A 26,757-nucleotide genomic window follows, 5' to 3' on the forward strand; every position below is an offset into this window, starting at 1 on the left:
CGATGCCGGGATCGATCTTCACCTTCTACTCCTACAAGGGCGGCGTCGGCCGGAGTTTCACGCTGGCCAACATCGCCGTGCTGCTCGCCCGCTGGGGCCACCGCGTGCTCTGCCTGGACTGGGACCTCGAGGCGCCCGGCCTCGGCGACTACTTCCGCCCACAGCTGCCCGCGCGGCCGACCGGTGGCGTGGTCGACCTCGTGGACGACTTCCGCCACGGCCGGTTCGCGCCGGACACCCACGTCCAGCGGCTGACCGGCGTCGGCGTCCTCGACTTCGTCGCCGCCGGCCGCGAAGAGCCCGGCTACGTCACCCAGGTGCAGGAGATCGACTGGGACGGCCTGTACGACGACGGCTTCGGCGAATACCTCGAGCAGTGCCGTGCGCACTGGGTCGCCCGCTACGACTTCGTCCTCGTCGACAGCCGCACCGGGATCTCCGACATCGGCGGGATCTGCACGGCGCACCTGCCCGACCACCTCGTCCTGCTGTTCACCGCCAACCGGCAGAGCATCCTCGGCGCGATGGAGGCGGCCCGGCGCGCCGACGCGGCGCGCAACCTCCTGCCGTTCGACCGCGCGCGGCTCACCGTGCTGCCGGTGCTGTCGCGGTTCGACAACCGCGAGGAGTACGACCGGTCGGAGACCTGGCGCCGCATCGTCGTCGACGAGACGGCCGAGCTGTACCGGACCTGGCTCGACCAGACGGTCGAGCCGGCGACGATGGCCCGGCACCTCACCCTGCCGTACGTGTCCTACTGGAGTTTCGGCGAGCAGCTGCCGGTGCTGTCGGAGCAGACGCCGGGGGCCGACCAGATCGGGTTCGCCCTCGAGACGGTCGCGGCCGTGGTCGCCTGCCGGCTCGACCGGACCGACCTGCTGGCCGAAAACCGTGACGCCTACGTTGCTTCCGTCCGGTCGAGCCGGCGGGAGTTCAAGCACGAGCTGCGGGTCAGCATCCCGCGCACGTTCGTCCACCCGGCGAACGAGCTGGTCGACGAACTCAAGAAGCGGGACGTGCGCGTGGTGAAGTCGCTCTCGGGCGACCGGTCGCTGCTCGCGCGAGCCGAAGACGACGCCCGGCACCTGTGCCTGCTCGTCGACGGCAAGGTCAGCCGCTGGCAGGCGGCCGAGGTCGAGCTGTTCCTGCACCGCACGCTCGGCCAGGACCGCCGGGTGATCCCGATCCTGACGGCGGGCACCGAGGCGTCGTCGCTGCCGGGCTACGTCGGCAACCTCCGCTACCTGCGCCTGAGCGGCACGCGCGGCCCCGCCGAAGTGGCCCGCGACCTGGTCGGCCAGCTGAAGGGCTTCACCCCGCTGGTCGACGACGACCTCGACCTGTCCGTGCTGCTCGAGCAGGCCCGCGAATCCCGCCTGCGCCCGTCCCGCTGGGACCTCGTCGACGAGCTGGTCACGGCCCTGCAGGCGGCCGTCGGCGCAGGCGACGGCGCCCGCGCCCGCGACCTGGCGACGGACCTCGCGGTGGCGGTGAAACCCCGCTCCCCGGACGGCGACGACCACGCCCCGGCGCCGCCGGAAGTCCGCCGGTCGATCGACTGGCTCCGGCGAACGCTTGACACCCGCGCCCCAACCACGCAGCACCGGAAGGATCTCGGATGACCGACCGCTTGGGACACAGGCAGACCGCGGCGATGTTCACGCTCATGGTGCTGGGCCGGGAGGTGCCCAACCCGGAGCTGAAGGAGCTGGTGGGCTTCACCCTCACCGGCAAGGAACGCACGGAGCTGAACGACGGCGGGTACGTCACCAGCGAGAAGGCCGGCCGCACGTTCGTCCACCAGCTGACCGACAGCGGCTGGGCGTGGTGCGAGAAGGAACTCGGGGCGAAGAAGCCCCCGCCGCCGCGGCCGCAGAGCACGCTCTGCTCGGTGCTGTACCTGGTGCTGGGCGGGTTCGACGACTTCCGCCGCACCCGGAACCTGCGGCTGGCCGACGTGTTCGGCCCGCCGGCCCCGTCCGCGCCGGCGCCGGTCGAGGACCTCGAGACCCGGATCAGGGTCGCCTACCGCGAGCTGGTGCGGGAGCCGCGGGGATGGGTCGCGCTGGTGGACCTGCGCCCCAAGCTGGGTGCGCCGGCGGCGGAGGTCGACGTGGTGCTCAAGGAACTGAGCCGCGCGGGGAAGATCCACCTCGTCCCCGAAGACAACCGCAAGGCACTCACCGCGGCCGACCACGAGGCAGCGATCCGCATCGGCGGTGAGGACAACCACTTCCTTTCCTTCGAGGCGTTGTGATGGACGAGCTCAAGGCATTGGCGACGCTCAGCTTCGACTGGGCGGACACACCCGACCACGTCTGGCGGGATTCGCCCTACCACGTCGACGGTCTGCACGACGAGGCGCTCGCCGCCCTCAAGACGGGCATCCGCGACGCCGTGGCCAGCGACGGGCCCAGCCCCATCGGGCTGGTCATGCAGGGGTTGAAGGGCGTCGGCAAGACGCATCTGCTCGGTCTCGTCCGGCGCCAGACCCACCGCGCGCGAGGCTACTTCTTCCTCGACGACGTCACCGCGGCCGAGGCGTTCTGGGAGAACACGGCCGAAGCCCTGCGCCGCGGTCTGGCCCGTCCTGACGATTCGGGGGAGTCGCAGCTGAAGCGGTTCCTGCTGCGCGTGTGCCTCCGCGCGCACGTCGGTGCCGAGGTCGAGGCGAGGATCCGGCGCGGGCGCGGGTTGACGGCCGAGGATGTCGAAGCCTTCGTCGACGGGGTGGCGTCCCTCGACGAGGTGGTCGCCGAGGAATGCGGGGACACCGCGCGGGCGCTCGTGCTCATCGCGAGCCGGGATCGGAGTGCCAAGTACATCGGCGAGGACTACTTGGACGGCGATGCCGAGCTGACCTCCGAGGCCCGGCAGTGGAACATCTACTCGCGACCGAAACCCGCTCGCGTTCTCGTTAAGGAGATCACCCGGCTGCTCGCCCTCACCGGACCCGTGGTGATCGCCGTGGACCAGCTCGACACCCTCATCGCGCGCTCGACGCAGGGCATGCTCAAGGACGGTGCCGCGGATGACCTGCTCGTGGCGCGGATCGCCGACGGGCTGATGGGGCTGCGGGAGGTCACGCACAAGACGCTGACCGTGCTCGCCTGCCTGCCGAGCACGTGGGTGCAGATCAAGACGAAGGCCGCGGGCACCGTCCCGGACCGCTTCCGCGAATGGATGACGCTCGGCCGGATCACCGACGCCGGCCTCGGCCGGGCGCTGGTGGAGAAGCGGCTCGGGGTGGCCTACGAAGCGATGGGCTTCACCCCGCCACACCCCACCTGGCCGGTGGCGCCCGAAGCGTTCGAAGGGCCTTGGGAGCAGTGGACTCCCCGCGAGCTTCTCAAGCGCATCGGCGCACACATCGACCTGTGCCTGCGCACCGGGGAAGCCGCGGAACTCACCTCCTTCGACGAGAAGGCCGTGGTGCCGGTCGCGCCCATCCGCACCACGGTCGAAACCGACCGGTTCGCCGAGCTGGATGCCGAGTTCGAGAAGCTGCAGGCCGAAACCGATCCCGGTTCGCTGCTCGCCGAGATGACTGTGGACAGTGTCATGCCGGATCTTCTCTCCGCGGCCTTGCGCTGCTGGGTCACCGAGGTCGGTGACGACGAGCTGGAGTGGACGTGCGAACGCCAGAACCGGCGCAGCGAGGTGCACGCCTGGCTGTCCCGGACCCTCGACGAGGCCGCGGACCTGCAGGAGCACTGGGCGTTCCGGGCGATCGCGGCCCGCGATCCGAGGGCGGCGTTGAGCCGGTTCCGCAAGGCCCGCTCGGCGGCGGGGCAGCTGCAGGGGGCAGCCAACCGGCACCTCGTCATCCTCCGGGACGCCTGGGGACGCGGAGCCAAGACGCGGGAAGAGGTCGAGAAGTTCACCGCCGCGGGTGGCCGGACGGTCCGGCTCTCCGATGCCGATGCGCGGACCTTCTCGGCGTTGCAGAAGATGCTCGGCAGCGGCGGCCGCGAACTTCACGAGTGGCTGATCGACCGCCGCCCCGCCAGTCGGTCGGATCTTCTTTCCGCCGTGCTGCCCGACAAACCGGCCTCGCCGTCCGCCGAAACTTCCGCCGGAACGTCCGCCGAACAGCCGGCCGGACGCACCGCCGAGGCCACCCACCCGCCGCCCGCCGACGATGAGATCACCCTCGGTACCGTTGTCGGGTCCGGGGAACCCGTCCGGATCGAACTTTCCGCTCTTCGAAAGCACGCCGCCGTCTTTGCCGGGTCCGGGTCCGGTAAGACCGTTCTTCTCCGGCGCGTCGTCGAGGAGTGTGCGCTGCGGGGTGTCTCCGCCATCGTGCTCGATCCCAACAACGACCTCGCCCGGCTCGGGGACCCGTGGCCGGAAGCGCCGGACGGCTGGACGAACGGGGACGCCGGGCTCGCCGAGAAGTACCTCGCCGAAACCGATGTCGTCGTGTGGACGCCGGGGCGGTCCACCGGGCGGCCGCTCGCCTTCCGGCCGCTGCCCGACTTCGGGGGCGTTCTCGACGACACCGACGAGTTCACCGCGGCCGTCGAGGTGGCGGTCGCCACGCTCGCCCCTCAGGCTCGGCTCACCGGGAGCACCGCGAAAGCCAACATCGGGCTCGCCGTGCTGCGGCAGGCCGTCACGCACCACGCGCGGACCGGGTCGCGGAGCCTGCCGGACCTCATCGAGCTGATGGCCGATCTGCCCGAGGACGTCAGCAACCTCAACGACGCCAAGCGCATCGCCGCGGATCTGGCCGAAGTGCTGAAGGCCGCCATGGTCAACGATCCGCTCTTCGCCGGCGGTGGCGAGCCGGTCGATCCCGGGGCGTTGCTGACGCCGAAGGCCGGGAAGCGGGCGCGGGTCTCCGTGATCAGCTTCGTCGGGCTGCCCGCCGAGGAACAGCGGCAGAACTTCGTCAACCAGCTGCAGATGGAACTGTTCGCGTGGGTCAAGCGGAACCCGGCGGACGACCGGCCGCTGGGTGCGCTGTTCGTGATGGACGAAGCCCAGACGCTGGCGTCGTCGGGGAGCCTCACCGCGAGCACGCGCAGCACGATCGTGCTGGCCTCGCAGGCGCGCAAGTACGGCCTGGGCCTGCTGTTCGCCACGCAGGCGCCGAAGGGCCTGCACAACCAGGTGGTCGGCAACGCGATGACGCAGTTCTTCGGCCGCCTCAACAGCCCGGCCCAGATCGCCGCGGCCAACGAGCTGGCCCGGGCGAAGGGCAGCCCGGTCGCGGACATCTCGCGCCTGGAACGGGCGCAGTTCTACGTGGCGGGGGAGGCGTTCGGCTTCCGCCAGGTGGCGACGCCGCTGTGCCTGTCCCACCACCCGGCCGGCCCGCTGCGGCTGGAGGAGGTGATCGCCCGGGCGAACGAAAGCTGAGGGGCTGTCGATCCGGGCGGGGTTCGTTCGACGCGTGGGTGAAGCGAACCCGGCCCGAAGGAGAGTCCCGTGATCCGCCTCTACATGTCCGTGTCCCTCGACGGCTTCGTGACCGGGCCGGACGACCGGCCCGGCCAGGAACTCGGCCGCGGTGGAGGCCGGCTGTTCGACTGGCTGGACCACCGCCACGGGGACGGCGCCAGCGGGCAGATCTACCGCGAAGCGCTGGCGACGGGCGCGCTCATCTCCGGCCGGCGCACGTACGAGCTGGCCGGCCGGTGGGGCGGCGACCACCACGACGGCGTGCCGATCCACGTGCTCACCCACCACGTCGATCCCGCCGACACCCCGCCCGGCAGCGCCCGGTACTTCACCGACGTCACGGCGGCCGCGGAAGAAGCACGCGCCGCGGCGGGCGAACGCGCGGTCATGGTGCACGGCGCCGGAGCCGCACAGGCCTTGCTGGCCGCGGGGCAGCTGGACGAGATCGAACTCCACGTCGTCCCGGTGCTCCTCGGCGAAGGACGGCGCCTGTTCGGCGACACGAAGGCCGAGCTCGAACTCGTCCGCCGTCTCGAGGACCGCGACGTCCTCCACCTGCGCTATCGGGTGCGGTGACTCCGGCGCGGAAGCCGGAGCCACCGGTCACCTCAGCCGTGGCGGAAGCACAGCGTGCCCCACTGGAAACCCGCGCCGATCGACGACACCACGTACGTGTCTCCCGGCCGGACCTCGCCGGTCCCGAACCGCTCGTGCATCGCCGTGAAGACGCCCGCCGATCCGGTGTTGCCCAGGCGCTCCACCGTCATCGGCGCCCGGGCACGGGGCACGCTCAGCTTGTCCAGCGCCGCCGTCAGGATGTTGCGGTTCGCCTGGTGCAGGAACAGGTGCGTGAGGTCCTCGACCGGCACGCCCGCGTGGTCCGCCGCGCGCAGGATGCTGTCCGGGAGGCAGCGGGTCGCGGTGGTCCAGACCGCCCGGCCGTTCATCTTCAGGTACGCGCCCGGCGCCGGGATCTCCACGTCGTAGGACAGCTCGCTACCGAAGTCCCAGCCCAGCAGGCCCGCCCCCGGGGCCGCCCGCGAAAGGACCGCCGCGCCCGCCGCGTCGCCGAAGAACACCCTCGTCGTGCGGTCGGCCGGGTCCGTCACGCGGGACGCGCAGTCCGCCGCCAGGACCAGGACCGTCTCCGCCGCCGACGTCTGCAGCAGGTGCGCCGCCAGGAACAGCGCCTGGACACCGTTGGCGCACGCCGCCTGCGTGACGTCCAGCGTCAGCGCGCGGTCCGCGCCGAGCAGTTCCTTGACGATCAGGGCCGTCGACGGCAACGGCTGGTCGGAGGTGTACGACCCGACGATGATCGCGTCGATCTCGCGCGCGGAAATCCCCGCCGCCGCGAGCGCCGGGCGGGCCGCGGCCGCGCACATGTCCGACGTCGCCCGGTCCGGGGCCAGGCGACGGCGGGAGCGGATGCCCGTGCGGCTCACGATCCACTCGTCGGACGTGTCCAGGGTCGACGCGAGCTCGGCGTTGGTGACGACCTGCGGTGGCAGGTGCACGCCGGTGCCCGTGACCGCCACCGGAACGGACAGCGCGGTCACGCCGGACCTCCGGCGTAGACGTTGCGCGACGGGTGCAGCTGCTGGTCGAGGTCGGTGTAGAACCGGCCGGATTCGCACGGCTGCCCGAGCAGGATCCGCCGCGCCGCTTCCCCGCACAGCGCCCCGCCGAGCGCGACGCCGGACGCGAGCTGCGGCCAGCTGCTGAGCGTGCGTCCCAGCTCGCCGAACGAGGCCGCCAGGGCCGGGCTGATGCGGTCCGCGTCCACCATCGCCAGGATCAGCTCGGTCCGGTCCCGCGGTGCCGGGTCCAGGAGGTCGACGGACTTCACGTCGCCGAGCAGCCCGTGCAGCAGCGGCCGGTCCGGTTCGCGGTCGAAGCGCTCGACGTCGAGCATGCCGCGGTCGTTGCAGTCCATCACGACCGGGATGCCGAGGTCGCGGGCGTACTCGCGGGCCGCGATCTTCACCCACGGCGTGTCGCACTCCTCGACGAGGAGGTCGAGACCACCGGCGAAGAACCGCTCGATGGTCTCCGGCGTCAGCCCGGCCGGCTCGATCTCGACGTCGAGGTAGGGGTCGATCTCGAACAGCTGCCGCGCCGTCAGCACCGCCTTGTTGACGCCGAGGTCGTGCAGCCCGCCGCGCAGCCGGTTCAGGTTGGACAGCCCGAAACCGTCGAAGTCGGCGAGCCGGAACGCGCCGCCGATGCCTTCGAGCGCGAACGTCAGCGCCGCGCTGTTGCCCACCGACAGGCCGATCACGCCGATCCGCTTGCCGAACAGCCGCCGCTGCTCGGGCCGTTCGATCCGGCCGCGGTTGCGGTCGGTGCGGACCAGCCGGAACTCCTCGCGCGGCAGCACGTGCACCAGCCGCCCCGACCACGGGTACCACGCCCAGGTGCCGTACTCCCACGGCTCGGCGCCGGCCAGCTGCTCCCGTTTCCGGCGCTCGATTTCCCCGGTGTCCCGGCAGCCCGGTTCGCGGCTGCGGACCAGTTCGGTGAGCTGGTCGTCGATCGTGTCGTGCACCTCGCGGACGATCCCCGACGCGAGCAGCGCCTCGACGCCGTCCGCGGTGTGCAGCACCGGCCGCCAGCTGGCGCGGTCGGGCGCGGTGGTGGCGCTCGGTGTCACGCGCGCGGTGCGGCGCACCGGCGGAACGGGCAGCAGCGGCGCCGCTCCGGCGGCCGCGATCACCGGGAACTCGTCGCGCAGCCGGGTGACCAGGTCGTGGTGGCGGCCGCCGCCGTCGGCGACGCGGTGCAGCATGATCACGACGTCCTCGGTGTACTGCGGGACGTACCGGCGGGTGCCGGGCACGGGCCGGAAGCCGAACCGCTCGTGGAACCGGTCCTGGCCGTCCTTCGTGCCGGACGTGCCGATCATCGCCCGCGCGCCGAGGTGGTGGGCCGCGCCGATCGCCAGTGCGTTGAGGTGCAGCCCGAGCCCGAGCTTCCGGGCCCGGTGTTCGACCACCAGCCTGCTGTGCTCGAACACGGACCCGGCCGGGAACCCTTCGGCCGCCAGGAGTTCTTCGTAACGTCCGGCGCCGAGGAAGTCGCGGGACTGGAAGAGCGCGCCGGAGTCCGGGGTGGACAGCCGGATGTAGCCCAGCGGCGGCCCGCCGGGGCTGCGCCGGGCGAGGAAGTGCCAGGCGCCGAAGTCGAGGTCCTGGTCATCGGCGTGGGTGCCGTCCGCGCGGCGGAACGCGGGACGGCGGCCGTGGTCGAACAGGATGCGGGCGCGCAGCGCGCGGACGGCGTCGAGCAGCGGGCTGCCGCCCGCCGGCGGGGCGAGGAACGCGGTGACGTGCCAGTCCGGCGTCGGCTCGCCGGGGTCGGTCAGGGGGGTCAAGGGTCGCCTTTTCTCCGGAAGTGCACGGGCGGCAACGGAAAGCCGCCCGCGAAAAGGCCCCGGCCGGCGTGGTCCGGACCAGGGCGGCGGAACCGTAACAGGGTCCGGGCGCACCGGTCCGATGATGGCGGCCGGGCCGGGAAATCCTTTACCCACGGGCGAAAGACGACGTGGCGTGACGGCGGGTGCCGCTTCCGGTGAAGATCATCGGAAGCGGCCCACCCGAAGGGGTGGCAGTCGATCTCCGACGGCAACCGGAGGCGGGGAGGGAGTGCGACGGCGAGGGGCGCGTCCCGGGAACGCTTCACCCCGGCGGGGGAGGTGCCCGGTCCCGGAGTCCGGGACCGGGCACCGCGATCAGCCCGCTTCCGGGAAGTGGATGTCGGTGACGTGCACGTCCACGACCTCGACGTCCAGGCCGAGGTACTGCTCGACGGCGTCGATCACGGCGACCCGGACCTGCTCGCCCAGCGCCTTGACCGCGTGACCGAACTCGACCACCACCGGGATCGTGATCCAGGCGACCTCGTCGGCCAGCTCGACGGTGACGCCGCTTTCGTCGACGCTGTACACGCCTTCGGTCTGGGCGGCGATCCGGAGCACGATCTTGCCGACCACGCCGTCGGCGACCGTGGTGCTGCCGCGGGTGCCCGCGGCCGGCCGGGCCGCGGCCGGCTCGTCCTCGGCGACCGGCGCGGCTTCCGCGACGGGTTCCGCTTCGGCGACCGGCTCGGCCTCCGCGACGACGGTCTCGTCCTCGGAAGCCGCCTCGGCCTCGGCGGGCTCGTCGGCTTCGGCGACCGGTTCGGCCTCGACTTCGGCTTCGGTCTCGGCGACGTCTTCGTCCGCCTCTTCGGCTTCGTCCTCTTCGGAGTCGTCAGCTTCGGCGGAGTCGTCGGTCTCGGCCGCGTCGGCTTCGGTCTCGGCCGCGTCGTCTTCGGTCTCGTCCTCGGCGGTTTCCGTCGTGGCTTCCGCTTCCGGTGCGGATTCCGGCTCCTCGACGGCGGCATCCTCGACGACGGCCTCCGCGTCGACGGTGTCGTCGGTGGTGTCGACGGTCTCGACGGCGGGCGCCTCGGCGACCACCACCGGCTCGGGCTCGACGGTGCCGTAGGCGTACCCGCCGGTGTTTTCGTTCTTGGGACGGCCGAAGATGCTGTTGATGACGTCGGACATGGTTTCCCTTTCCGGGAGCGACGACTTCCTGTGGGGACGAGCAGACGGCGACATACTAGGGGCAGCGCCGTGATCCGCGGCACAGGGCCCCCGGCATCGAGACTCGCTTGTGTCCCAACAGGTATCCGGCGTGATCACCGTCCGTCAGATGAGGATCGGCGAACAGTGATCACGACCGGGAAAACCGCGTCCAGGAATTGTCCACTATTCGGCGGGAAACGTTTCCTTCACGAAAACAGCCGGAGCGGAACGCTCGAACCCAGCGCGCGATATCCGGCCGGGTTGAGGTGGAGGTGGTCGCCGACGTCGTAGGCCGGCAGCAGCTGCGCCGGCGCCGCCGGATCGCGGGCGACCTTGTCGAAGTCCAACAACGCATCGAAGTGACCCGGCTGGCGGATCCACGCGTTCACCTTCTGCCGGGCCGCCTCGCGTTCGGGCACGTCGTAGGCCGTGTTGCCGCCGAACGGCGTGATCGTCGCGCCGTAGACGCCGATGTCCTGGGCGTGCGCGCGGACCAGGATCTGGTCGTAGGCGTCGATCAGCTGGTCGGCGACGGCCGCCGCGTCGGCCGGGGCCGCCGTGCCGATGTCGTTGACGCCCTCGAACACGATCGCCCACGAAACCCCGCTCGTCGACAGCAGATCCCGGTCGAGGCGGGCCAGCACGTTCGGCCCCAGCCCGTCCTGCAGGACGCGGTTGCCGCCCGCCGCCTGGTTCACGACCGAGACGCCGGGCAAGCGGGACGCCAGCACGTTCGGCCAGCGGTCGTTGCCGTTCGTCGTCGAGCCGCGGCCGTCGGAGATCGAGTCGCCGATCACCGCCACCGCGGACGCCGGGGAAAGGACCTCGACGCCGCTGAGGAAGTACCAGTGGTCGACCGGGGTCGCGCCCGGCAGCTCGGCGTCGGAAACGTGGTTGCCCGCCAGCAGGTACGACGTCGTGCGCGAACCCGGGTGGGAGGTGATCGACGTCGAAGCCTGGCCGTTCGCCAGGTACGCCGTCACCGCGATGTTCTCCAGGGAGCGCACCGGGAAGGGCAGCGGGTCGGACACGACCTGGGCGCCCTGCGGGACCACCGTCGACGGCCTGCCGTGGAAGGTCACCCGGACCACGCTGCCCGGGACCACCGCGGAAACCCCGGCCGCCCCGGAAACCGGGCGCGCCACCGAGACCGCGGTCAGCGGCAGCGGCGCCCCGCCGAAGGCGTTGGAGAACCGCAGCCGGATCCGCGGGCCGCCGACCGTCACCTGCGCCGTTTCGCGCAGGGACGCGTTGTCGAGCACCCGGTCGGGGCCGGTGAACGGCGCCGGCGGCAGGTTGCCCGGCTCGGTCAGCTGGGGCATCGAGGTCCACGTCGCCACCCAGTGCGACGGCGCGGGACGGCCGGAAGCGCCCACGAAGAGGGCGGTCAGCACGGCCAGGCAGAGGATCACGAGCGGACGCTTCACGACGAGAACTCCGGGGCCAGGACCCGGTCGAAGCCGACGAAGCGGCGCGGCCCGGTCAGCGTGCAGTGCAGGGTGGCGATGATCTGCTCGCTCGACGTCCCGACCCGCAGCTCGACGTCGCCGGGATCGACCTGGCGGCGGCCGGCGCGGCCGGTGTAGGAGGTCAGGTCCGCGTGCAACGCGATGTCGAGCACGGTCGTGGCGCCCGGCGCGACGGCGACGCGGCGGGCGGCGATCAGCTGGCGCTCGGGCCTGGCGACGTCGGCCACCGGGTCGTGCAGGTACACCTGGACGACTTCGGACGTCTCGCGCTGGTGGTCGTTGCGCAGGGTGACCCGGACCCGGCAGACGCCGTCGGTCGGCCAGAGCGAGCCGGTCGCGCTGACGTCCAGCCAGGTCGCCGGGCTGTAGGACAGCCCGTGCCCGAACGGGAACAGCGCCGTCGGGTCCACTGTGGACACCTCGCTGCGGCGGCCGAGCGGCGCCGCCAGGTAGGTCGACGGCTGGCTCGCGCCGGTCGCCGGGAAGCTCACCGGCAGCCGCCCGGCCGGGTCGAGCCGGCCGCTGAGCACCCCGGCCAGCGCGGGCGCGCCTTCTTCACCGGGGTAGAAGCCGCAGACGACCGCGGCGAGCCGGGGGAGCTGCCGGGACAGCTCGTACGGCCGCCCCGAAAGCAGGACGAGCACCACCGGCTTGCCCGTGTCCAGCAGGGCGTCCAGCAGTTCCTCCTGGCGGCCCGGCAGCCGCAGGTCGGGCGCGTCGCAGCCTTCGCCGGACGTCCCGCCGCCGAACAGCCCGGCCCGGTCGCCCAGCACGGCCACGCACACCGACGCGTCCGCGCACGCCGCCACCGCCTGCGCGATCCCGTCGTCGTCCCCGCCGGTGACCGGGCAGCCGAGGGCGTAGGTGACGTCGTAGGACTCCTGCAGGGCCTCCAGCACGGTCGGCACCGTGACGCCGAACGGGACGTCGGGGTGGTGGACGCCGACGTGCAGCGGGAACGAGTAGCAGCCGAGCATCGCGCCGGGCGTGTCCGCGCGCGGTCCGACGACGGCGACGCTCGTGCCGGGGGCCAGCGGGAGCGTGCCGTCGTTGTGCAGCAGCACGATCGAGCGCTCGGCGACCTCCCGGGCCAGCGCCCGCGACTCGGCGTCGTCGAGGTCGATCTCCTCGGGCACCTCCGGCGCCCAGTCCGCGTCGAGCAGGCCCAGCTCGCACTTCTGCCGCAGCACCCGTTCGAGGGCGCGGTCGACGGCGGCGACCTCGACCGCGCCCCCTTCCACCGCGGCGAGCAGCGGCTCGCCGTAGCAGTCCATCGTGGGCAGTTCGACGTCGATGCCCGCGGTGAGCGCCTGCCGGGCGGCGTCGCCGCGGTCGGCCGCGACCCCGTGCAGCCGGTGCAGGAACGCCACCGAGAAGTAGTCGGCCACGACCGTGCCGTCGAAGCCGTAGGTGTCCCGCAGCAGGCCGGTCAGCAGCGTCGTGTCCGCCGCGGCCGGGACGCCGTCGGTGTCGGTGTAGGCGTTCATCACCGACCGGGCACCCGCCCGCAGCGCCAGTTCGAACGGCGGCAGCAGGACGTCGGCGATCTCCCGCGGGCCCGCCGAAACCGGCGCCAGGTTGCGCCCGGCCCGCGAGGCGGAGTACCCGACGAAGTGCTTGAGCGTGGCGACGATGCCGGCCGACTCCAGGCCGGCGACGTAGGCGCTCCCGATCGTCCCGACCAGGTACGGGTCCTCGCCGATGGTCTCCTCGACCCGCCCCCAGCGCAGGTCGCGGGCGACGTCGAGGACCGGCGCGAGCCCCTGGTGCACGCCGAGCCCGCGCATGGTCTTCCCGATCTGCGCGGCCATCCGGCGGACCAGGTCCGGGTCGAAGGTGGCGCCCCACGACAGCGGCGCGGGGTAGATGGTCGCCTGCCACGCGGCCAGGCCGGTCAGGCACTCCTCGTGCACCACGGCCGGGATGCCGAACCGGCTGCTGGTCACGATCTGCCGCTGGGTGCGGGCGAGGCTGCGCGCCCCGATCACCGGGTCGACCGGCCGGGTGCCGAACGCGCGGGTCAGCTGCCCGATGCCGTGCCGGACCAGGTCGTCGAGATCGACGCCGGCGTCGACGAAGTCGTGCTGGTGCGGCGCCATCTCGCCGCCGGCGTCGATGCCGACCCAGACGCCGTAGAGCTGCGCGAGCTTTTCGCGCAGGGTCATCCGCGCCAGCAGGGCGCGCACTCGCTCGCCCGGATCGGCCGCGGGGTCTCGCCACGGCTCTCCGGCCGTGGTGGGCTGCGTGGTCAAGGGATTCCGCCCTTCGTCTGGGGGAGGCGTGGGAACGGCTCAGGGGAGGGCGCGGGTGGAGTGCCGCACCACCAGGCCGGTGTCGAGGGTGACGTGGGTCGGCCCGACCTCGTCGCCGTTGATCAGCGCGATGAGCATCCGGATCGCCCGGTGGCCCATCTCGCGGATCGGCTGGTCCACTGTGGTCAGTGGCGGGCTGCAGAGCGCGGACTCGGGCACGTTGTCGAACCCCACCACGGACAGGTCGCCGGGCACGGTGAGCCCGAGCTCGCGGGCCGCGCCGACGGTCGCGATGGCCGAGATGTCGTTCGCGGCGAACACCGCGGTCGGCCGGTCCGGCCCGGTCAGCAGCTCGTGGGCCGAGGCCGCGGAGACCTCCGGGTCGTACGCGCCGTCGCGGATCAGCGCTTCGTCCGGGGCGATGCCCGCGGCCGCCAGCGCGCGCAGGTACCCGGTCTTGCGCAGCTCGGCCGACTGCAGGTCGGGACGGCCGGAGAGGAACGCGATCCGCCGGTGCCCCAGCTCCAGCAGGTGCTCGGTGGCCAGCTGCGCGCCGCGCAGGTTGTCGGAGTCGATCGTCGGCAGGTGCGACGGCCCGGTGTGCGGGTCGACCGCGACGACCGGGGTGCCGGGCACGGCTTCCAGCGAGACGGCCGGCGTGACCAGCACAGCCCCGTCGACGAGGGTGCCGCTCAGCCGGGAGAGGTAGCGCTTCTCCCAGCCCGCCGGGTCGCCGGTGCGCCCGCCCGCGGAGTAGACGACGAGTTCGAAACCGCTGCCGCGGATGGCGTCCGCGGCCCCCTTCAGCAGCTCGGTCGAGAACGGTTCGAGGTCGGCGACCAGGATCCCGATGACGTTGGTCCGGTGGTTTCTCAGGCTCTGCGCCACGAGGCTCGCCTCGTAGCCGAGCTCTTCGATGACGGCACGGACGCGCGCGAGCGTCGCGGCGGAGACGCCGTAGCGCTCGTTGATCACTTTGGAGACCGTGGCCACCGAGACGCCGGCCCGGGCGGCGACGTCACGGATGGTCACCCTCGAACTGGGCTGCATCGGCACAGACTAACCATGGAAAACGTTATCGACAACGATTGACATCCCATTTGCCCGGGGAGCAGACTCTTCGCCAACCCGGGCGCAGTCGCCCCGTCCAACTCGGCCGAAGTCGTCAGGAGTGGACCCACGATGTCTCTGAAACACCGGATCCCCGTTCTCGCCGCCCTGGCGGCCGTCGTCCCGCTCGCGCTCTCGGCGTGCAGCGGCGGAACCAGCGACACGCCCGCGCAGCCGAGCGGGCCGGTCACCCTGACCTGGTGGCACAACGGCACCACCGACCCGATCAAGTCGATCTGGGAGAAGGTCGTCACCGACTACCACCAGGCCCACCCCGACGTCACGATCAAGGCGCAGCCGCTGCAGAACGAGGACTTCAACACCAAGGTCCCGCTCGCCCTGCAGTCGGCGACGCCGCCGGACATCTACCAGTCCTGGGGCGCCGGCGACCTGGCCTCGCAGATCACCTCGGGCAAGGTCGCCGACATCACCGACGCGACGAAGGCGTGGATCGAGCCGACCACCGGCAAGTTCGGCCAGAACTGGCAGGTCGACGGCAAGCAGTACGGCGTGCCGTTCGAGCAGCACTTCGTCGGCTTCTGGTACCGCAAGGACCTCTTCCAGCAGGCCGGGATCACCACGCCGCCGAAGACCATGGACGAGCTGAACGCCGCCGTCGGCCAGCTGAAGGCGAAGAACATCGCGCCGATCTCCGTCGGCGGCAAGGACCGCTGGCCGGATGCCTTCTACTTCAACTACTTCGCCGTCCGCGAGTGCTCGGTCGACGTGCTCAAGCAGTCGGTCAAGGCGGTCAAGCTCGAAGACCCGTGCTGGACGAAGGCCGGGCAGGACCTGAAGAACTTCCTGGCCACACAGCCGTTCCAGACCGGGTTCGCCGGCACGCCGGCCCAGCAGGGCGCGGGCAGCTCGGCCGGCCTGGTCGCCAACGGCAAGGCGGCGATGGAGCTGCAGGGCGACTGGGAGCCCGGCACGATGTCGTCGCTGACCGACGACAAGCAGCTGGACTCCAAGGTCGGCTGGTTCCCGTTCCCGTCCGTCGCCGGCGGCCAGGGCGACCCGGCGGCCGTGCTCGGCGGCGGTGACGGCTTCGCCTGCACGACCCGCGCGGCCAAGGCGTGCGCGGACTTCCTGCAGTACCTGGGCAGCGAGCCGGTGCAGACGCAGCTCGCCGCGCAGGGGGCCGGCCTGCCCGTCAACACCGTCGCCGCGAAGTCGCTGAAGACCGACACGCTGCGGCAGGTCTACGACTACGGCACGAAGGCGCCGTACCTGCAGATGTACTTCGACCGGGCGTTCCCGACCGCGGTCGGGGCCGCGCTGAACGACGCGGTGGCCAACATGTTCGCCGGCCAGGGCACCCCCGAAGGCATCGTGGCCGCCGTCAACCAGGCCGCGGCGGGCAACAAGTGACCACGGCGACGACTCCGGTGCGGACGCCCCAGCGGGCGTCCGCACCGGCGGTCACCGCCCGGAAGCACCGGCCCGGCGTGCGCCGGCGCCTCGAGCTGGTGCTGCTGCTCGGGCCCGCCCTGCTGCTGTTCATCGGGTTCGTCCTGGTCCCGATCGGGATCGCGGCGTTCTACAGCGTCTTCAACTGGAACGGGTTCGGCCCGCTCGACGACTTCGTCGGGTTCGACAACTACGCGGACGCCCTCGGCGGCACGGTGTTCCAGAGCGCCATCGTCCACAACCTGATCATCGCCGGGCTGTCGATCGTGGTGCAGCTGCCGCTGTCGATCGGGCTGGCGCTGCTGCTCAACCGGAAGCTGCGGGGACGCGCGGTACTGCGTGCCCTGGTGTTCGCCCCGTACGTGCTGTCCGAGGCGATCACCGCGGTCGTCTGGTCGCTCATGCTGCAGCCGAGCGGTTTCGCCGACCAGGTGCTGAAGAGCGCCGGGCTCGGCGGGCTGGTCCACAACTGGCTGGCCGACCCGGGCATCGTGCTCTACACGCTGTTCGCGGTGATCACCTGGAAGTACGTCGGGTTCGGCATCATCCTGCTGCTCGCCGGCCTGCAGGGGGTGCCGGCCGAGCTGCGCGAAGCCGCGGCGCTCGACGGCGCTTCGGCGTGGCAGACCACCCGGCACGTCGTGCTGCCGCTGCTCGGGCCGACCATCCGGATCTGGATCTTCCTTTCGGTGATCGGCTCGCTCCAGCTGTTCGACGTCGTGTGGATCATGACGCAGGGGGGCCCGGCGAACGCCTCGACGACGATGGCGACCTACCTGATCGACCACGGCTTCAAGCGCTACGAGTTCGGGTTCGGCTCCGCGGTCGCGGTGATCCTGTTCGTCATCTGCTTCGTGTTCGCCCTGCTGTACCAGCGGTTCGCGCTCCGCCGCGACACCCAGGGTGCCCTGACGAGGATGGTGGGCTGATGCGGTCCGGCAAGTTCGGCCTGTCGATGGGCTACCTCGCGGCGCTCGTGGTGGTCGGCGTGACCGTCGTGCCGCTGCTGTTCGTGGCGCTCGGCGGGTTCCGCACCAACGCGCAGATCAACAACGACCCGGCCGGGCTGCCGGGGCCGTGGGTGTTCGACAACTACGCCTCGGTCCTCGGTTCGAGCGCGTTCTGGACCTTCCTCGGCAACAGCGCCCTGATCGCGGTGATCGCGACCGCGCTCGCGGTCGGGCTCGGCTCGATGGCGGGGTACGCGCTTTCGCGCTACCAGTTCAAGGGCCGCGAGGCGTTCTACACGCTGTTCACGCTCGGCCTGCTGTTCCCGATCGGCGTGGCGACGCTGCCGCTGTACCTGTGGCTGCGCCAGCTGGGCCTGCTCGAGAGCTTCTGGGGCGTGGCGATCCCGGAAGCGGCGTTCTCGCTGCCGGTGACCATCGTGGTCCTGCGCCCGTTCATGCACGCGATCCCCGGCGAGATCGAGGACGCGGCCGTGCTCGACGGCGCCACGCGGCTCGGGTTCTTCTGGCGCATCCTGTTGCCGCTGTCGACCCCGGCGCTGACCACGGTCGCCGTGCTCGCCTTCGTCACCAGCTGGAACACCTACCTGCTGCCGCTGCTGGTGTTCAACGACTCCGGGCACTTCACGCTCCCGCTCGGCGTCGCGATGTTCCAGTCCGCTTTCTCCCAGGACACCGCCCGGGTGCTGGCGTTCACCGCGTTGTCGGCGATCCCCGCGCTCGGTTTCTTCGTGCTCGCCGAACGGCGCATCGTCGGCGGGCTGACCGGATCCGTGAAGGGCTGACTCAGGAGGTCTGCCGTGCCGTCCGAGGTCCACCGTCGTTCCTTCCTCCAGTTGCTCGCCTTGGCCGGGGCGGGTTCCGTGGCTCTGCCGGGCCTCGGTCTCGCCGAGGCCGGAACCGGCTTTCCGATGGTGTCGCAGGGGAAGGCCGCGACGATCGTGGTCGGCTCCGGCGACTTCCCCGGTGTTCGTCGGGTCGCCGGGGACCTGGCCGACGACGTCGAACGCGTCACGGGCGTGCGGCCCGTGGTGTCGGCCGACGTCGTCCCCCGCGAGGGGCCGGTGATCGTGGTCGGCACGCTCGGGCACAGCCCGCTGGTCGACGGGCTGGTCGCGGCCGGGAAGCTCGACGTCACCGGGATCGCCGGGAAGTGGGAGACGTCGCTGAGCCAGGTCGTCGACGGACGGCTGGTGCTCACCGGCAGTGACCAGCGCGGGGTGATCTACGGCGTCTACGAGGTGTCGCGGCGCATCGGCGTCTCGCCCTGGTACTGGTGGGCGGACGTGCCGCCGCGGCGGCAGGCGGAACTGCACCTGCCGCGCGAGCGGTTCAGCCTCGGCACGCCGCACGTGAAGTACCGCGGGTTCTTCATCAACGACGAGAACCCTGCGCTCGGCACCTGGGCTCCGGCCTTCTTCGGGCCGGGCCAGGCGCCCGGCTTCCCCAACGGCTTCAACCACCTGTTCTTCGCGAAGGTCTTCGAGACCATGCTGCGGCTGCGGGCCAACTACCTGTGGCCGGCCGTGTGGGGCCGCGCGTTCGCCGAGGACGACCCGCTCAACCACGCCACGGCCAAGGAGTACGGCATCGTCATGGGCACCTCGCACGAGGCACCGATGATGCGCGGCATCGAGGAGTGGAACCGGCACGCCGTCCCCGCGGTCCGCGACGCGGCCGGCACCATCACCACGCCCGGGCACGACCCGTACGGCGGCACGGGGGAGTGGAGCTTCCGCCGCAACGGCGAAGCGATCAAGGCGTACTGGGCCGACGGGATCCGCCGGATGGTCCGCGAGGACTTCGAAGGCGTCGTCACCCTCGGCATGCGGGGCAACGGCGACGTCGGCCTGCCCGACGGCGACGGCATCGAGCTGATGGGCGAGATCATCGCCACCGAACGCGAAATCCTCGCCCGCGAAACCGGCCGCGACCTCACGACCGTGCCGCAGGTCTGGACCCTGTACAAGGAGGTCCAGCGGTACTGGGCGAAGGGCCTGCGCCCGCCGGACGACGTCATCGTCGTGTTCACCGACGACAACTGGGGCAACATCCGCAAGATGCCCGACCTGTCCCTGCCGCCGCACCCCGGCGGGTACGGGCTGTACTACCACTTCGACTACGTCGGCGGCGGCCGCAACTACAAGTGGGTCGACACCGCGCTGCTGGCGAACACCTGGGAGCAGCTGCACCAGGCGGCCGCCTACGGCAACGACCGGCTGTGGGTGGCGAACGTCGGCGACATGAAGGGCAACGAGCTGCCGCTGCAGTTCTTCCTCGACTACGCCTGGGACCCCTCGGCGCTGCCGGTGGAGCGGCTGTCCACATGGGAGCGTTCGTTCGCCTCGGAGAACTTCGGCGCGGCGCTGGCCGCGGACATCGCCGGGGTGCTGCACGACTACGGCCGGCTGCAGTCGCGCCGCAAGCCGGAGCTGCTCAACCGGCGGATCACGCTGCAGGCGGACGGCACCATCGCCTACGACGACCAGATGACGCCGTTCAGCCTGGTCAACTACGGCGAGCTGGACCGGGTCACGCAGGAGTGGCACGACCTCGCGGCGCGGGCGGCGAAGATCGGCGCGCGGCTGCCCGCCGGGTACCGTGACGCCTTCTACGAGCTGGTGGGCTACGAGGTCGAGGCGACGGCCAACCTGTACGCGCTGCGGCGCGCCGAGTTCACGAACCTGCTGTACGCGGCCCAGGGCCGGGCCTCGGCCAACGGCTTGGCGGCCGTCACCGAGGCTCGTTTCGCCGACGACCTCGCCCTGGCGGAGAAGTACAACACCGGCATCGCGGGCGGCAAGTGGAAGGGGTTCCAGACCCAGCCGCACATCGACTACGGCGACATCGCCCGCTACGGCCCGAACGCGCCCTGGCAGCAGCCGGAGCTGAACAACGTGGCCCTGCCGGACGTCATCTTCCCGGCGGTCAAACGCCTCGACCTGCCCACGGCGGCGGCCATGGGGGTCGCCGTCGACGGCTCCGCGGACGCCTGGCCCGGCGCCGCGGGCCGGCCGGCGCTGCCGGAGTTCAGCCCGTACCAGAGCGCGCCACCGCAGTACATCGACGTGTTCAACCGCGGCCGGACGCCGTTCCGCTGCCAGGTTTCCGTCGCCGGTGCGCCGTGGGTGCGGCTCGAGCCGCGGGGTGGCCGCGTGGAGGAGGAGCTGCGCATGACCGTGCGGATCGACTGGGCCCGCGCGCCGAAGGGCACCACGACCGTGCCGATCACGGTGTCGGGTGCGGGCGGTTCGGTCACGGTGGACGCGGTCGTGCGCAACCCGGCGGGCCCGGTCCGCGGGTTCGTCGAAGCGGGCGGGTACGTGTCGATCGAGGCGGAGCACTGCAGCGCGAACGTCGGCGCGGCCGACGTGGCGTGGCGGCGCATCCCGGACATCGGGCGCACCGGCGCGGGGATGACACCGTTCCCGGTGACGGCGGCGAGCCGCCCGCCGGGGTCGGGGCCGCGGCTGGAGTACCGGATGACGCTGTTCACGACGGGCCCGGTGACGGTGTGGGCGTACCTGTCCCCGCGCAGCAACGTGCTGCAGGGCGACGGGTTGCGGTACGCGGTCGCGTTCGACGACGCGGCGCCGCAGGTCGTGAACACCACGACGGCGACGGGGGCGGACGACACCTCGATGAACCGCCCGTGGGAGCGGACGACGTCGGACAACGTGAACCTGACGTCGACCCGGCACGTGGTTCCGGCGGCGGGGGCGCACGTGCTGAAGTTCTGGATGGTGGACCCGGCGGTGATCGTGCAGAAGCTGGTGGTCGACACGGGTGGCCTGCGGGCGAGCTACCTGGGACCGCCGGAGAGCGTCCGGTGCCCGTGGTGACCGGGGCGAAGCGGTGCGGCCCGGGTCTACTCCGGCGGGGAAGGCCGCGGAACACCCACCCGCCGGGGGCGCCCCCCGTTTTCCACTCTACCGGTGGGCACCGACAGTTCCGGGGCGCGGAAGCCGCCGATCGACCGCCGGCGCCGCGCCCGCCGGCCGTGGATCGGCCTCGATCCGCGCTACCGCCGGCCGCCCGAGAGGACGTGGTAGCCCTGGTGGGCCGGGGTCGCCGTGCTGTGGCGGACCACCAGGCTCGTCGCCAGCTCCAGGCGGTGGCTCTCCGGATCCACCCCGCGGGCCAGCGAAATCGCCAGCCGGGCGCCCGCCGCCGCCATCTCCTGCAGCGGCTGGCGGACCGTCGTCAGCTCCGGGGTCAGCCAGCGGGCGATCGGCAGGTCGTCGAAACCCACCACCGAAAGGTCGTCCGGGATGCGCAGCCCCGCGTCGCGCGCGGCCTCGTACACGCCGAGCGCCTGCAGGTCGCTGCCAGCGAACACCGCCGTCGGCCGGTCGGGGAGGGTGAGCAGTGACGCCAGCTCGCGGTAACCCGACCGGACGTGGAAGTCGCCGCGGCGGACCAGGGCCGGGTCGAACGCCAGGCCGGCCGTCTCCAGCGCCGTGCGGTAGCCGTCGATCCGGGCGCGGCTGCACAGCACCCCCTCCGGTCCGCCGATCATCGCGATCCGGCGGTGCCCCAGCTCCACGAGGTGCCGGGTGGCCGTCAGCCCGCCCTGCCAGTTCGTCGCCCCGATCGAGGGCGTCTCCGGCCCGGGCGCGCCCGCCGGGTCGACGACGACCAGCGGGATGTCCCGCGCGCGGAGCTTCGCCAGCTGCCCGCCGGTGAAGTCGGAGCAGACCGAGACGATGCCGACCGGCCGCCGGGCGAGCACGCTCTCCAGCCAGCTCTGCCCCGGCGTGTGCCGACCCGAAGATTCGGCCAGCACCACCGCCATTCCGTTTTCGCGGGCGACGCACTCGACGCCGCGGATGATTTCCAGCGCCCAGGTGCTTTCGAGTTCGTGGAACATGAGTTCCAGCAGCCGGGAACGACGGGAGCGTTCGTCGGCCCGGCGCCGGTAACCGTATTTCCCGATGACCGCTTCGACGCGGGCACGGGTCGTTTCGGCGACGTCGGGTCGGCCGTTCAGCACTTTCGAAACAGTCGGCACGGAAACACCGGTCTCGGCGGCGATCCGGGCGATGGTCACCCGGGACGCAGTCGGCTCGAGATCGTCGGACTTCGTTGTCATGAAGGAGATTCTAGGTCATCGAAACCCGATTTGAAACGGTTGGAAACTTTCGGAGCTCCATTGTCACGCGGAGGATGAAGATGTCGCGAAGAATTCCTAAGAAAACTGTCCTGATGGCGGTTGCGGCCACGCTGGGTATTGCGGTGTGGCAGGCGCCTGCGGCATCGGCGTCGGTACCGCTGCAATACATCACGAACCGTTACGTCGGGAGCGCGGTGGCGGCGGCGTACCTGGCGTCGGAAACCGATTACCGGGCGGTGCTCACCCGGGAATTCGACAACGTGACGCCCGAGAACGAGATGAAGTGGGGCACGATCGAAGCCGTGCGCGGGCAGTACGACTGGTCCGGCGCCGACGCGATCGTCGAGTACGCGCGGACGCACCACAAGACCGTCCGCGGGCACACGCTGGTCTGGCACTCCCAGCTCCCCGACTGGGTCGCCGCCCTGCCCGCCGACGATCTGCGCCGGGTGCTGCGCGACCACATCACCACCGAGGTCAAGCGGTACAAGGGGAAGATCCGCGCCTGGGACGTCGTCAACGAGATCTTCAACGAAGACGGCACCCGGCGTGACACGGTCTTCCGGCAGAAGCTCGGCGACGGCTTCGTCGCCGACGTCTTCCGCTGGGCGCACGCGGCCGACCCGCACGCGAAGCTCTACCTCAACGACTACAACATCGAAGGGATCAACCCCAAGAGCGACGCGGTCTACGATCTGGTGAAGACCCTGCGGCGGCAGGGCGTGCCGATCGACGGCGTCGGCGTCCAGGGGCACCTGTCGATCCAGTACGGCTTCCCGGGCCAGTACCGCGAGAACCTGGCCCGCTTCGCCAAGATCGGCGTGGAGACCGCGGTCACCGAGGCGGACGTCCGGATCCCGACCCCGCCCGACGCGGCCAAGCTCGCCACCCAGGCGAGCTACTTCGGGCAGCTGTGGGACGGCTGCCAGGCGGTCCGCAAGTGCGTCGAGTTCACGACCTGGGGCTTCACGGACCGGCACTCGTGGGTCCCGGACGTCTTCCCGGGCGAAGGTGCGGCCTGCCTGTTCGACGAAAACCTGCGCCCGAAGCCGGCGTACTTCGCCCTCAACCCCTGACCGGGCCGGGGCGCAGCCCGCGCCCGGCGAGCGCGGCGAGGATGCGGGGGACCGCATCGAGGGTGGCCGGGCGGCCTTCGTGCATCAGCACGACTCCGCCCGGCTCCACCTCGCCGGCCGCGGCCACGATCTCGTCCGCGGTGCAGCCGGCCCAGTCGCGGGTGTCGACGCTCCACAGCACCTCGGTGAGCCCGTGGCCGGCCAGCATCGGCCCGACCGAGGGATCCGTGTCGCCGTAGGGCGGCCGGAACAGGTCGGGCCGGATCCCGGTGAGCCGGGTCAGCAGGTCCTGCGTGCGCCGGACCTCCTGGTCGCGCGCGGCCGCGGACAGCGTGGTCAGCTGTGGGTGCGTCCACGTGTGGTTGCCGATCGCGTGCCCCGCCGCGGCGATCGCGCGGACCAGGTCCGGGTGGGCCGCGGCGTGCTCGCCCCAGAGGAAGAACGTCGCCCGCGTGCCGCCGAGCGCGGCCAGCAGGGCCGGGGTCGTCTCCGGGTAGGGGCCGTCGTCGAACGTCAGCGCGACCGTGTCCATCCCTCAAGATCACGCGGCCCGGCGACGGCGGGCAAGGACTTTCGGGCGGCTTTCGCTCAGCGGGCCAGCGCGGCCAGCCGCTTCGCGGTCGGCCAGCGCACGTTCCAGGCCCAGCCCAGCTTCTCGAACGCCCAGATCACCCGGGCCGAGACGTCGAGCTGGCCGCGCAGCACGCCGTGGCGGGCCGACGTCGGGTCCGCGTGGTGGGTGTTGTGCCAGGACTCGCCCATCGACAGGATGGCCAGCGGCCAGAAGTTCGCCGACCGGTCGCGGCTGCTGAACGGGCGCTCGCCGATCATGTGGCAGATCGAGTTCACCGACCACGTCACGTGGTGCTGGAAGGAGATCCGCGCCAGGCCCGCCCACAGGAACGCGGTCAGCGCGCCCCACCACGACAGCGTGAGCAGCCCGCCGAGCAGCGTCGGCAGCAGCAGGCTCAGCACCACCCACAGCGGGAAGAGCCGGTCGACGACGCGCAGGTCGCGGTCGGCGGCCAGGTCCGGGGCGAACCGGTCGACGTTGGTCTTGTCGCGGCCGAACAGCCAGCCCATGTGGGCGTGCCAGAACCCGCGGGCCAGCGCCACCGGCGACGTCCCGAACAGCCACGGCGAGTGCGGGTCGCCTTCGCGGTCGGAAAAGGCGTGGTGGCGGCGGTGGTCGGCGACCCAGACGAGCACCGGGCCCTGCGCGGCGAGGCCGCCGGCGATGGCCAGCGCGATCCGCAGGGCCCGCTTGGCCCGGAACGAGCCGTGGGTGAAGTAGCGGTGGTAGCCGACGGTGATGCCGAGCGTCGACACCACGAAGAACGCGCCGCCGAGGGTGAGGTCGAGCCAGCTGACGCCCCAGCCCCAGAACACCGGGACGGCCGCGGCGAGCGCGAGGAACGGGACGAGCAGGAAGGTGCGGATGGTGATCAGCTCGCCGACGGTCTGCCTGCCGTCGAGCACGGGTTTCGGGGTGGGTCGGGAAGCCTTCACGGAGGCGGTCATGCACTACTCGTTTCGAGGTCTGCGCCGCGCCGGACGGGGCCGCGCGGGACACCGGGGAGCGGGAACACCCGGCGGTCAGTGGTCTGCGGGCGGCCCGGGCGCGTCACCGCTCCTGCCGGTGATCTGCCTCGACGGCCACGGCCGAGAGGGAAACCGGCGGGCCGCCGACGTCCGAGGGTCCCTCGACCCGCTCCACGTTACCGGACCGTTGTGAATCCGCAGTGTGGCCGGAACGAGTAAGGCCCCCGCCCCGGGTGGGGGCGAGGGCCTTAGGGTGCCTCGTGGCTCAGATGACGCTCACGCGCTGGGCCTGCGGGCCCTTCTGGCCCTGGCCGATTTCGAACTCCACGCGCTGACCCTCGTCGAGCGACTTGAAGCCGCTGCCCTGGATCTCGGAGTAGTGGACGAACACGTCCGGACCCCCGCCGTCCTGCGCGATGAAGCCGAAGCCCTTTTCGCCGTTGAACCACTTGACACTGCCCTGAGCCATACCAATACCTACTCTTTGTAGTGAGCCTGGACGCCCCGTTCGGACACCCGGTCTCACGACCATCCTTCCATTGCCGGTCCGCTGAGGCCACCCCCGGTGGTCAAACTCCCCAATCGGGTCGCAGCGGCATGCCCATCCCGCCCTCGCTGTCGGTCCGGACGCCCAGGATGTGGTGCAGTTCGATCTCGCGGCGTTCGAAGGCCAGCCGGCAGGCCGCCAGGTAGAGCGCCCACACCCGGCTGCGCCCGGCGCCGGCCTCGGCGACGGCCTCGTCCCAGTGTTCGTCGAGGTTGGCGCACCACCCGGCCAGCGTCTTGGCGTAGTGCTCGCGCAGGTTCTCCGAGTGCCGCACCTCCAGCCCGGCGTCGTGCATGGCCGTCATCAGCTCGCCGGGGGACTCGAGCTCGCCGTCCGGGAAGACGTACCGGTCGATGAACCCGCGCGACCGGTGGGCGACGCTGGAGTCGGGGTTGGTGATGCAGTGGTTCAGCATCCGCCCGTGCGGCTTGAGCTTCCGGGCGAGGAAGCGGAAGTAGCCGGGGACGTTGCGCGCGCCGATGTGCTCGGTGAGCCCGATCGAGGAGATCGCGTCGAACCCCGTCTCGGTGACGTCCCGGTAGTCGAGGTGGCGGATCTCGGCCCGGTCGGCCAGGCCCAGCGCGACGATGTTCTTCTGCGCCCACTGCGCCTGTTCACGCGAAAGGGTGACCCCGAGCGCCTCGACGCCGTAGTGCCGGACGGCGTGCGCGACCATCCCGCCCCAGCCGCAGCCGACGTCGAGCAGCCGCATCCCCGGCTGGAGGCCGAGCTTGCGGCAGACCAGGTCGAACTTGTTGGCCTGCGCCTCCTCCAGCGTCGCGTCCTCGGTCGGGAACACCGCGCAGGTGTAGGCCATGGACGGGCCGAGGACCAGCTCGTAGAACCGGTTGGACACGTCGTAGTGGCTGGCGATGGCTTCGCTGTCGCGCTCCTTCGAGTGCCGCAGCGCGGTCATCCCGCGCCGGAACCGGCTCGGGTGCTCCTCGGCCGGCGGCTTGACCGGGCGCAGGTGGCGCGGGCCGAGCTTGCGCAGCAGCCACAGCCGGTCGGCCGGGGTGAGCTGGTCGACCTGGGCCGAGAGCGCGTGCAGCGCCGTGTAGAGGTCGCCTTCGACGTCGAGCGCGCCGGCGACGTACGCGCGGGCGAGGCCGAGGTCGCCGGGGGAGGACATCAGGTAGTCCAGCGCCAGCGGGGAGCGCACCCGGATGGCCACCGGGGCGTCCGCCGGGCCGCTGCTGCTGCCGTCGTAGGCGGTGATCGACACGGTGGCGCGGGGTCCGAGGAGCCGCTCGAAGACTTCGCCGACCGTGGTGCTGTCCTGGGTCACGTT

20 protein-coding genes are annotated in these 26,757 nt (G+C 71.7%); 9 read left to right on the forward strand and 11 right to left on the reverse strand.

The annotated features are described in order from the left end of the window. The first annotated feature begins 2 nt into the window (after window positions 1-2). The 4 genes from ABZW17_RS18595 to ABZW17_RS18610 all read left to right on the forward strand — a co-directional run bounded on the left by ABZW17_RS18595 (window position 3) and on the right by ABZW17_RS18610 (window position 5,985). Entirely contained in the window at window positions 3-1,622 is a 1,620-nt protein-coding gene (locus tag ABZW17_RS18595; RefSeq protein WP_354815006.1) for a CATRA system-associated protein, read from the forward strand. After that, the gene (locus ABZW17_RS18600) at window positions 1,619-2,257 is read left to right on the forward strand and encodes a hypothetical protein (RefSeq protein WP_354815009.1); all 639 of its coding nucleotides are present in this window, start codon (window positions 1,619-1,621) and stop codon (window positions 2,255-2,257) included. Before ABZW17_RS18595 ends, ABZW17_RS18600 begins: the two co-directional genes overlap by 4 nt. Further along, a complete protein-coding gene (locus ABZW17_RS18605) occupies window positions 2,257-5,367 on the forward strand; it encodes a DUF87 domain-containing protein (protein ID WP_354815012.1) in 3,111 nt (1,036 codons plus the stop codon). Before ABZW17_RS18600 ends, ABZW17_RS18605 begins: the two co-directional genes overlap by 1 nt. A gap of 69 nt (window positions 5,368-5,436) precedes the next feature. Then, entirely contained in the window at window positions 5,437-5,985 is a 549-nt protein-coding gene (locus ABZW17_RS18610) for a dihydrofolate reductase family protein (protein WP_354815015.1), read from the forward strand. A gap of 32 nt (window positions 5,986-6,017) precedes the next feature. On the opposite strand, the gene ABZW17_RS18615 is transcribed toward ABZW17_RS18610, so the two are convergent. From ABZW17_RS18615 to ABZW17_RS18640, 6 genes are all read right to left on the reverse strand, one after another. Then, window positions 6,018-6,968, reverse strand: coding sequence for a ketoacyl-ACP synthase III (locus tag ABZW17_RS18615; RefSeq protein ID WP_354815018.1), 951 nt, complete (start codon window positions 6,966-6,968; stop codon window positions 6,018-6,020). Further along, window positions 6,965-8,782, reverse strand: a complete 1,818-nt coding sequence (locus ABZW17_RS18620; protein ID WP_354815021.1) for a ThiF family adenylyltransferase — start codon at window positions 8,780-8,782, stop codon at window positions 6,965-6,967. Before ABZW17_RS18620 ends, ABZW17_RS18615 begins: the two co-directional genes overlap by 4 nt. Before the next feature lie 357 nt (window positions 8,783-9,139). Continuing rightward, window positions 9,140-9,958: an Asp23/Gls24 family envelope stress response protein gene (locus ABZW17_RS18625; RefSeq protein ID WP_354815024.1), complete on the reverse strand. Its 819-nt coding sequence runs from the start codon at window positions 9,956-9,958 to the stop codon at window positions 9,140-9,142. Between the two features lie 227 nt (window positions 9,959-10,185). After that, a complete protein-coding gene (locus ABZW17_RS18630; protein ID WP_354815027.1) occupies window positions 10,186-11,406 on the reverse strand; it encodes an SGNH/GDSL hydrolase family protein in 1,221 nt (406 codons plus the stop codon). Beyond that, window positions 11,403-13,700, reverse strand: coding sequence for a glycoside hydrolase family 3 N-terminal domain-containing protein (locus tag ABZW17_RS18635; protein WP_354815030.1), 2,298 nt, complete (start codon window positions 13,698-13,700; stop codon window positions 11,403-11,405). The genes ABZW17_RS18630 and ABZW17_RS18635 overlap by 4 nt, the downstream gene beginning before the upstream one ends. 39 nt (window positions 13,701-13,739) lie before the next feature. Further along, window positions 13,740-14,750, reverse strand: a complete 1,011-nt coding sequence (locus tag ABZW17_RS18640) for a LacI family DNA-binding transcriptional regulator (protein WP_354815033.1) — start codon at window positions 14,748-14,750, stop codon at window positions 13,740-13,742. A 132-nt stretch (window positions 14,751-14,882) separates the two neighbouring features. On the opposite strand from ABZW17_RS18640, the gene ABZW17_RS18645 reads away from it, so the two are divergent. The 4 genes from ABZW17_RS18645 to ABZW17_RS18660 are packed head-to-tail and all read left to right on the forward strand — an operon-like array spanning window position 14,883 to window position 21,030. Continuing rightward, complete coding sequence (locus tag ABZW17_RS18645) at window positions 14,883-16,181, forward strand: extracellular solute-binding protein (RefSeq protein WP_354815036.1); 1,299 nt, start codon at window positions 14,883-14,885, stop codon at window positions 16,179-16,181. Further along, the gene (locus ABZW17_RS18650) at window positions 16,178-17,149 is read left to right on the forward strand and encodes a sugar ABC transporter permease (RefSeq protein WP_354815039.1); all 972 of its coding nucleotides are present in this window, start codon (window positions 16,178-16,180) and stop codon (window positions 17,147-17,149) included. Before ABZW17_RS18645 ends, ABZW17_RS18650 begins: the two co-directional genes overlap by 4 nt. Next, a complete protein-coding gene (locus ABZW17_RS18655) occupies window positions 17,149-17,973 on the forward strand; it encodes a carbohydrate ABC transporter permease (protein WP_354815042.1) in 825 nt (274 codons plus the stop codon). Before ABZW17_RS18650 ends, ABZW17_RS18655 begins: the two co-directional genes overlap by 1 nt. A 15-nt stretch (window positions 17,974-17,988) precedes the next feature. Continuing rightward, window positions 17,989-21,030 carry a glycosyl hydrolase 115 family protein gene (locus tag ABZW17_RS18660; RefSeq protein WP_354815045.1) on the forward strand — a complete coding sequence of 1,014 codons (3,042 nt, stop codon included), beginning with the start codon at window positions 17,989-17,991 and terminating at the stop codon, window positions 21,028-21,030. Between the two features lie 179 nt (window positions 21,031-21,209). Here the strand turns inward: ABZW17_RS18660 and ABZW17_RS18665 are convergent, their stop codons facing one another. After that, window positions 21,210-22,280, reverse strand: coding sequence for a LacI family DNA-binding transcriptional regulator (locus ABZW17_RS18665; protein WP_354815048.1), 1,071 nt, complete (start codon window positions 22,278-22,280; stop codon window positions 21,210-21,212). A 113-nt stretch (window positions 22,281-22,393) separates the two neighbouring features. On the opposite strand from ABZW17_RS18665, the gene ABZW17_RS18670 reads away from it, so the two are divergent. After that, complete coding sequence (locus tag ABZW17_RS18670; RefSeq protein WP_354815051.1) at window positions 22,394-23,377, forward strand: endo-1,4-beta-xylanase; 984 nt, start codon at window positions 22,394-22,396, stop codon at window positions 23,375-23,377. On the opposite strand, the gene ABZW17_RS18675 is transcribed toward ABZW17_RS18670, so the two are convergent. The 4 genes from ABZW17_RS18675 to ABZW17_RS18690 all read right to left on the reverse strand — a co-directional run bounded on the left by ABZW17_RS18675 (window position 23,367) and on the right by ABZW17_RS18690 (window position 26,754). Beyond that, window positions 23,367-23,909, reverse strand: coding sequence for a polysaccharide deacetylase family protein (locus tag ABZW17_RS18675; protein WP_354815054.1), 543 nt, complete (start codon window positions 23,907-23,909; stop codon window positions 23,367-23,369). The genes ABZW17_RS18670 and ABZW17_RS18675 overlap by 11 nt on opposite strands. A gap of 56 nt (window positions 23,910-23,965) precedes the next feature. After that, window positions 23,966-24,898: an acyl-CoA desaturase gene (locus ABZW17_RS18680; RefSeq protein WP_354815057.1), complete on the reverse strand. Its 933-nt coding sequence runs from the start codon at window positions 24,896-24,898 to the stop codon at window positions 23,966-23,968. Window positions 24,899-25,184: 286 nt separating this feature from the next. After that, window positions 25,185-25,388, reverse strand: coding sequence for a cold-shock protein (locus ABZW17_RS18685; RefSeq protein ID WP_004558414.1), 204 nt, complete (start codon window positions 25,386-25,388; stop codon window positions 25,185-25,187). Between the two features lie 100 nt (window positions 25,389-25,488). Then, window positions 25,489-26,754 carry a class I SAM-dependent methyltransferase gene (locus ABZW17_RS18690; protein WP_354815060.1) on the reverse strand — a complete coding sequence of 422 codons (1,266 nt, stop codon included), beginning with the start codon at window positions 26,752-26,754 and terminating at the stop codon, window positions 25,489-25,491. Between the last annotated feature and the right edge of the window lie 3 nt (window positions 26,755-26,757).

Origin of the sequence: Amycolatopsis sp. NPDC004625 (genome assembly GCF_040609695.1) — a bacterium.
Taxonomy (GTDB): Bacteria; Actinomycetota; Actinomycetes; order Mycobacteriales; family Pseudonocardiaceae; genus Amycolatopsis.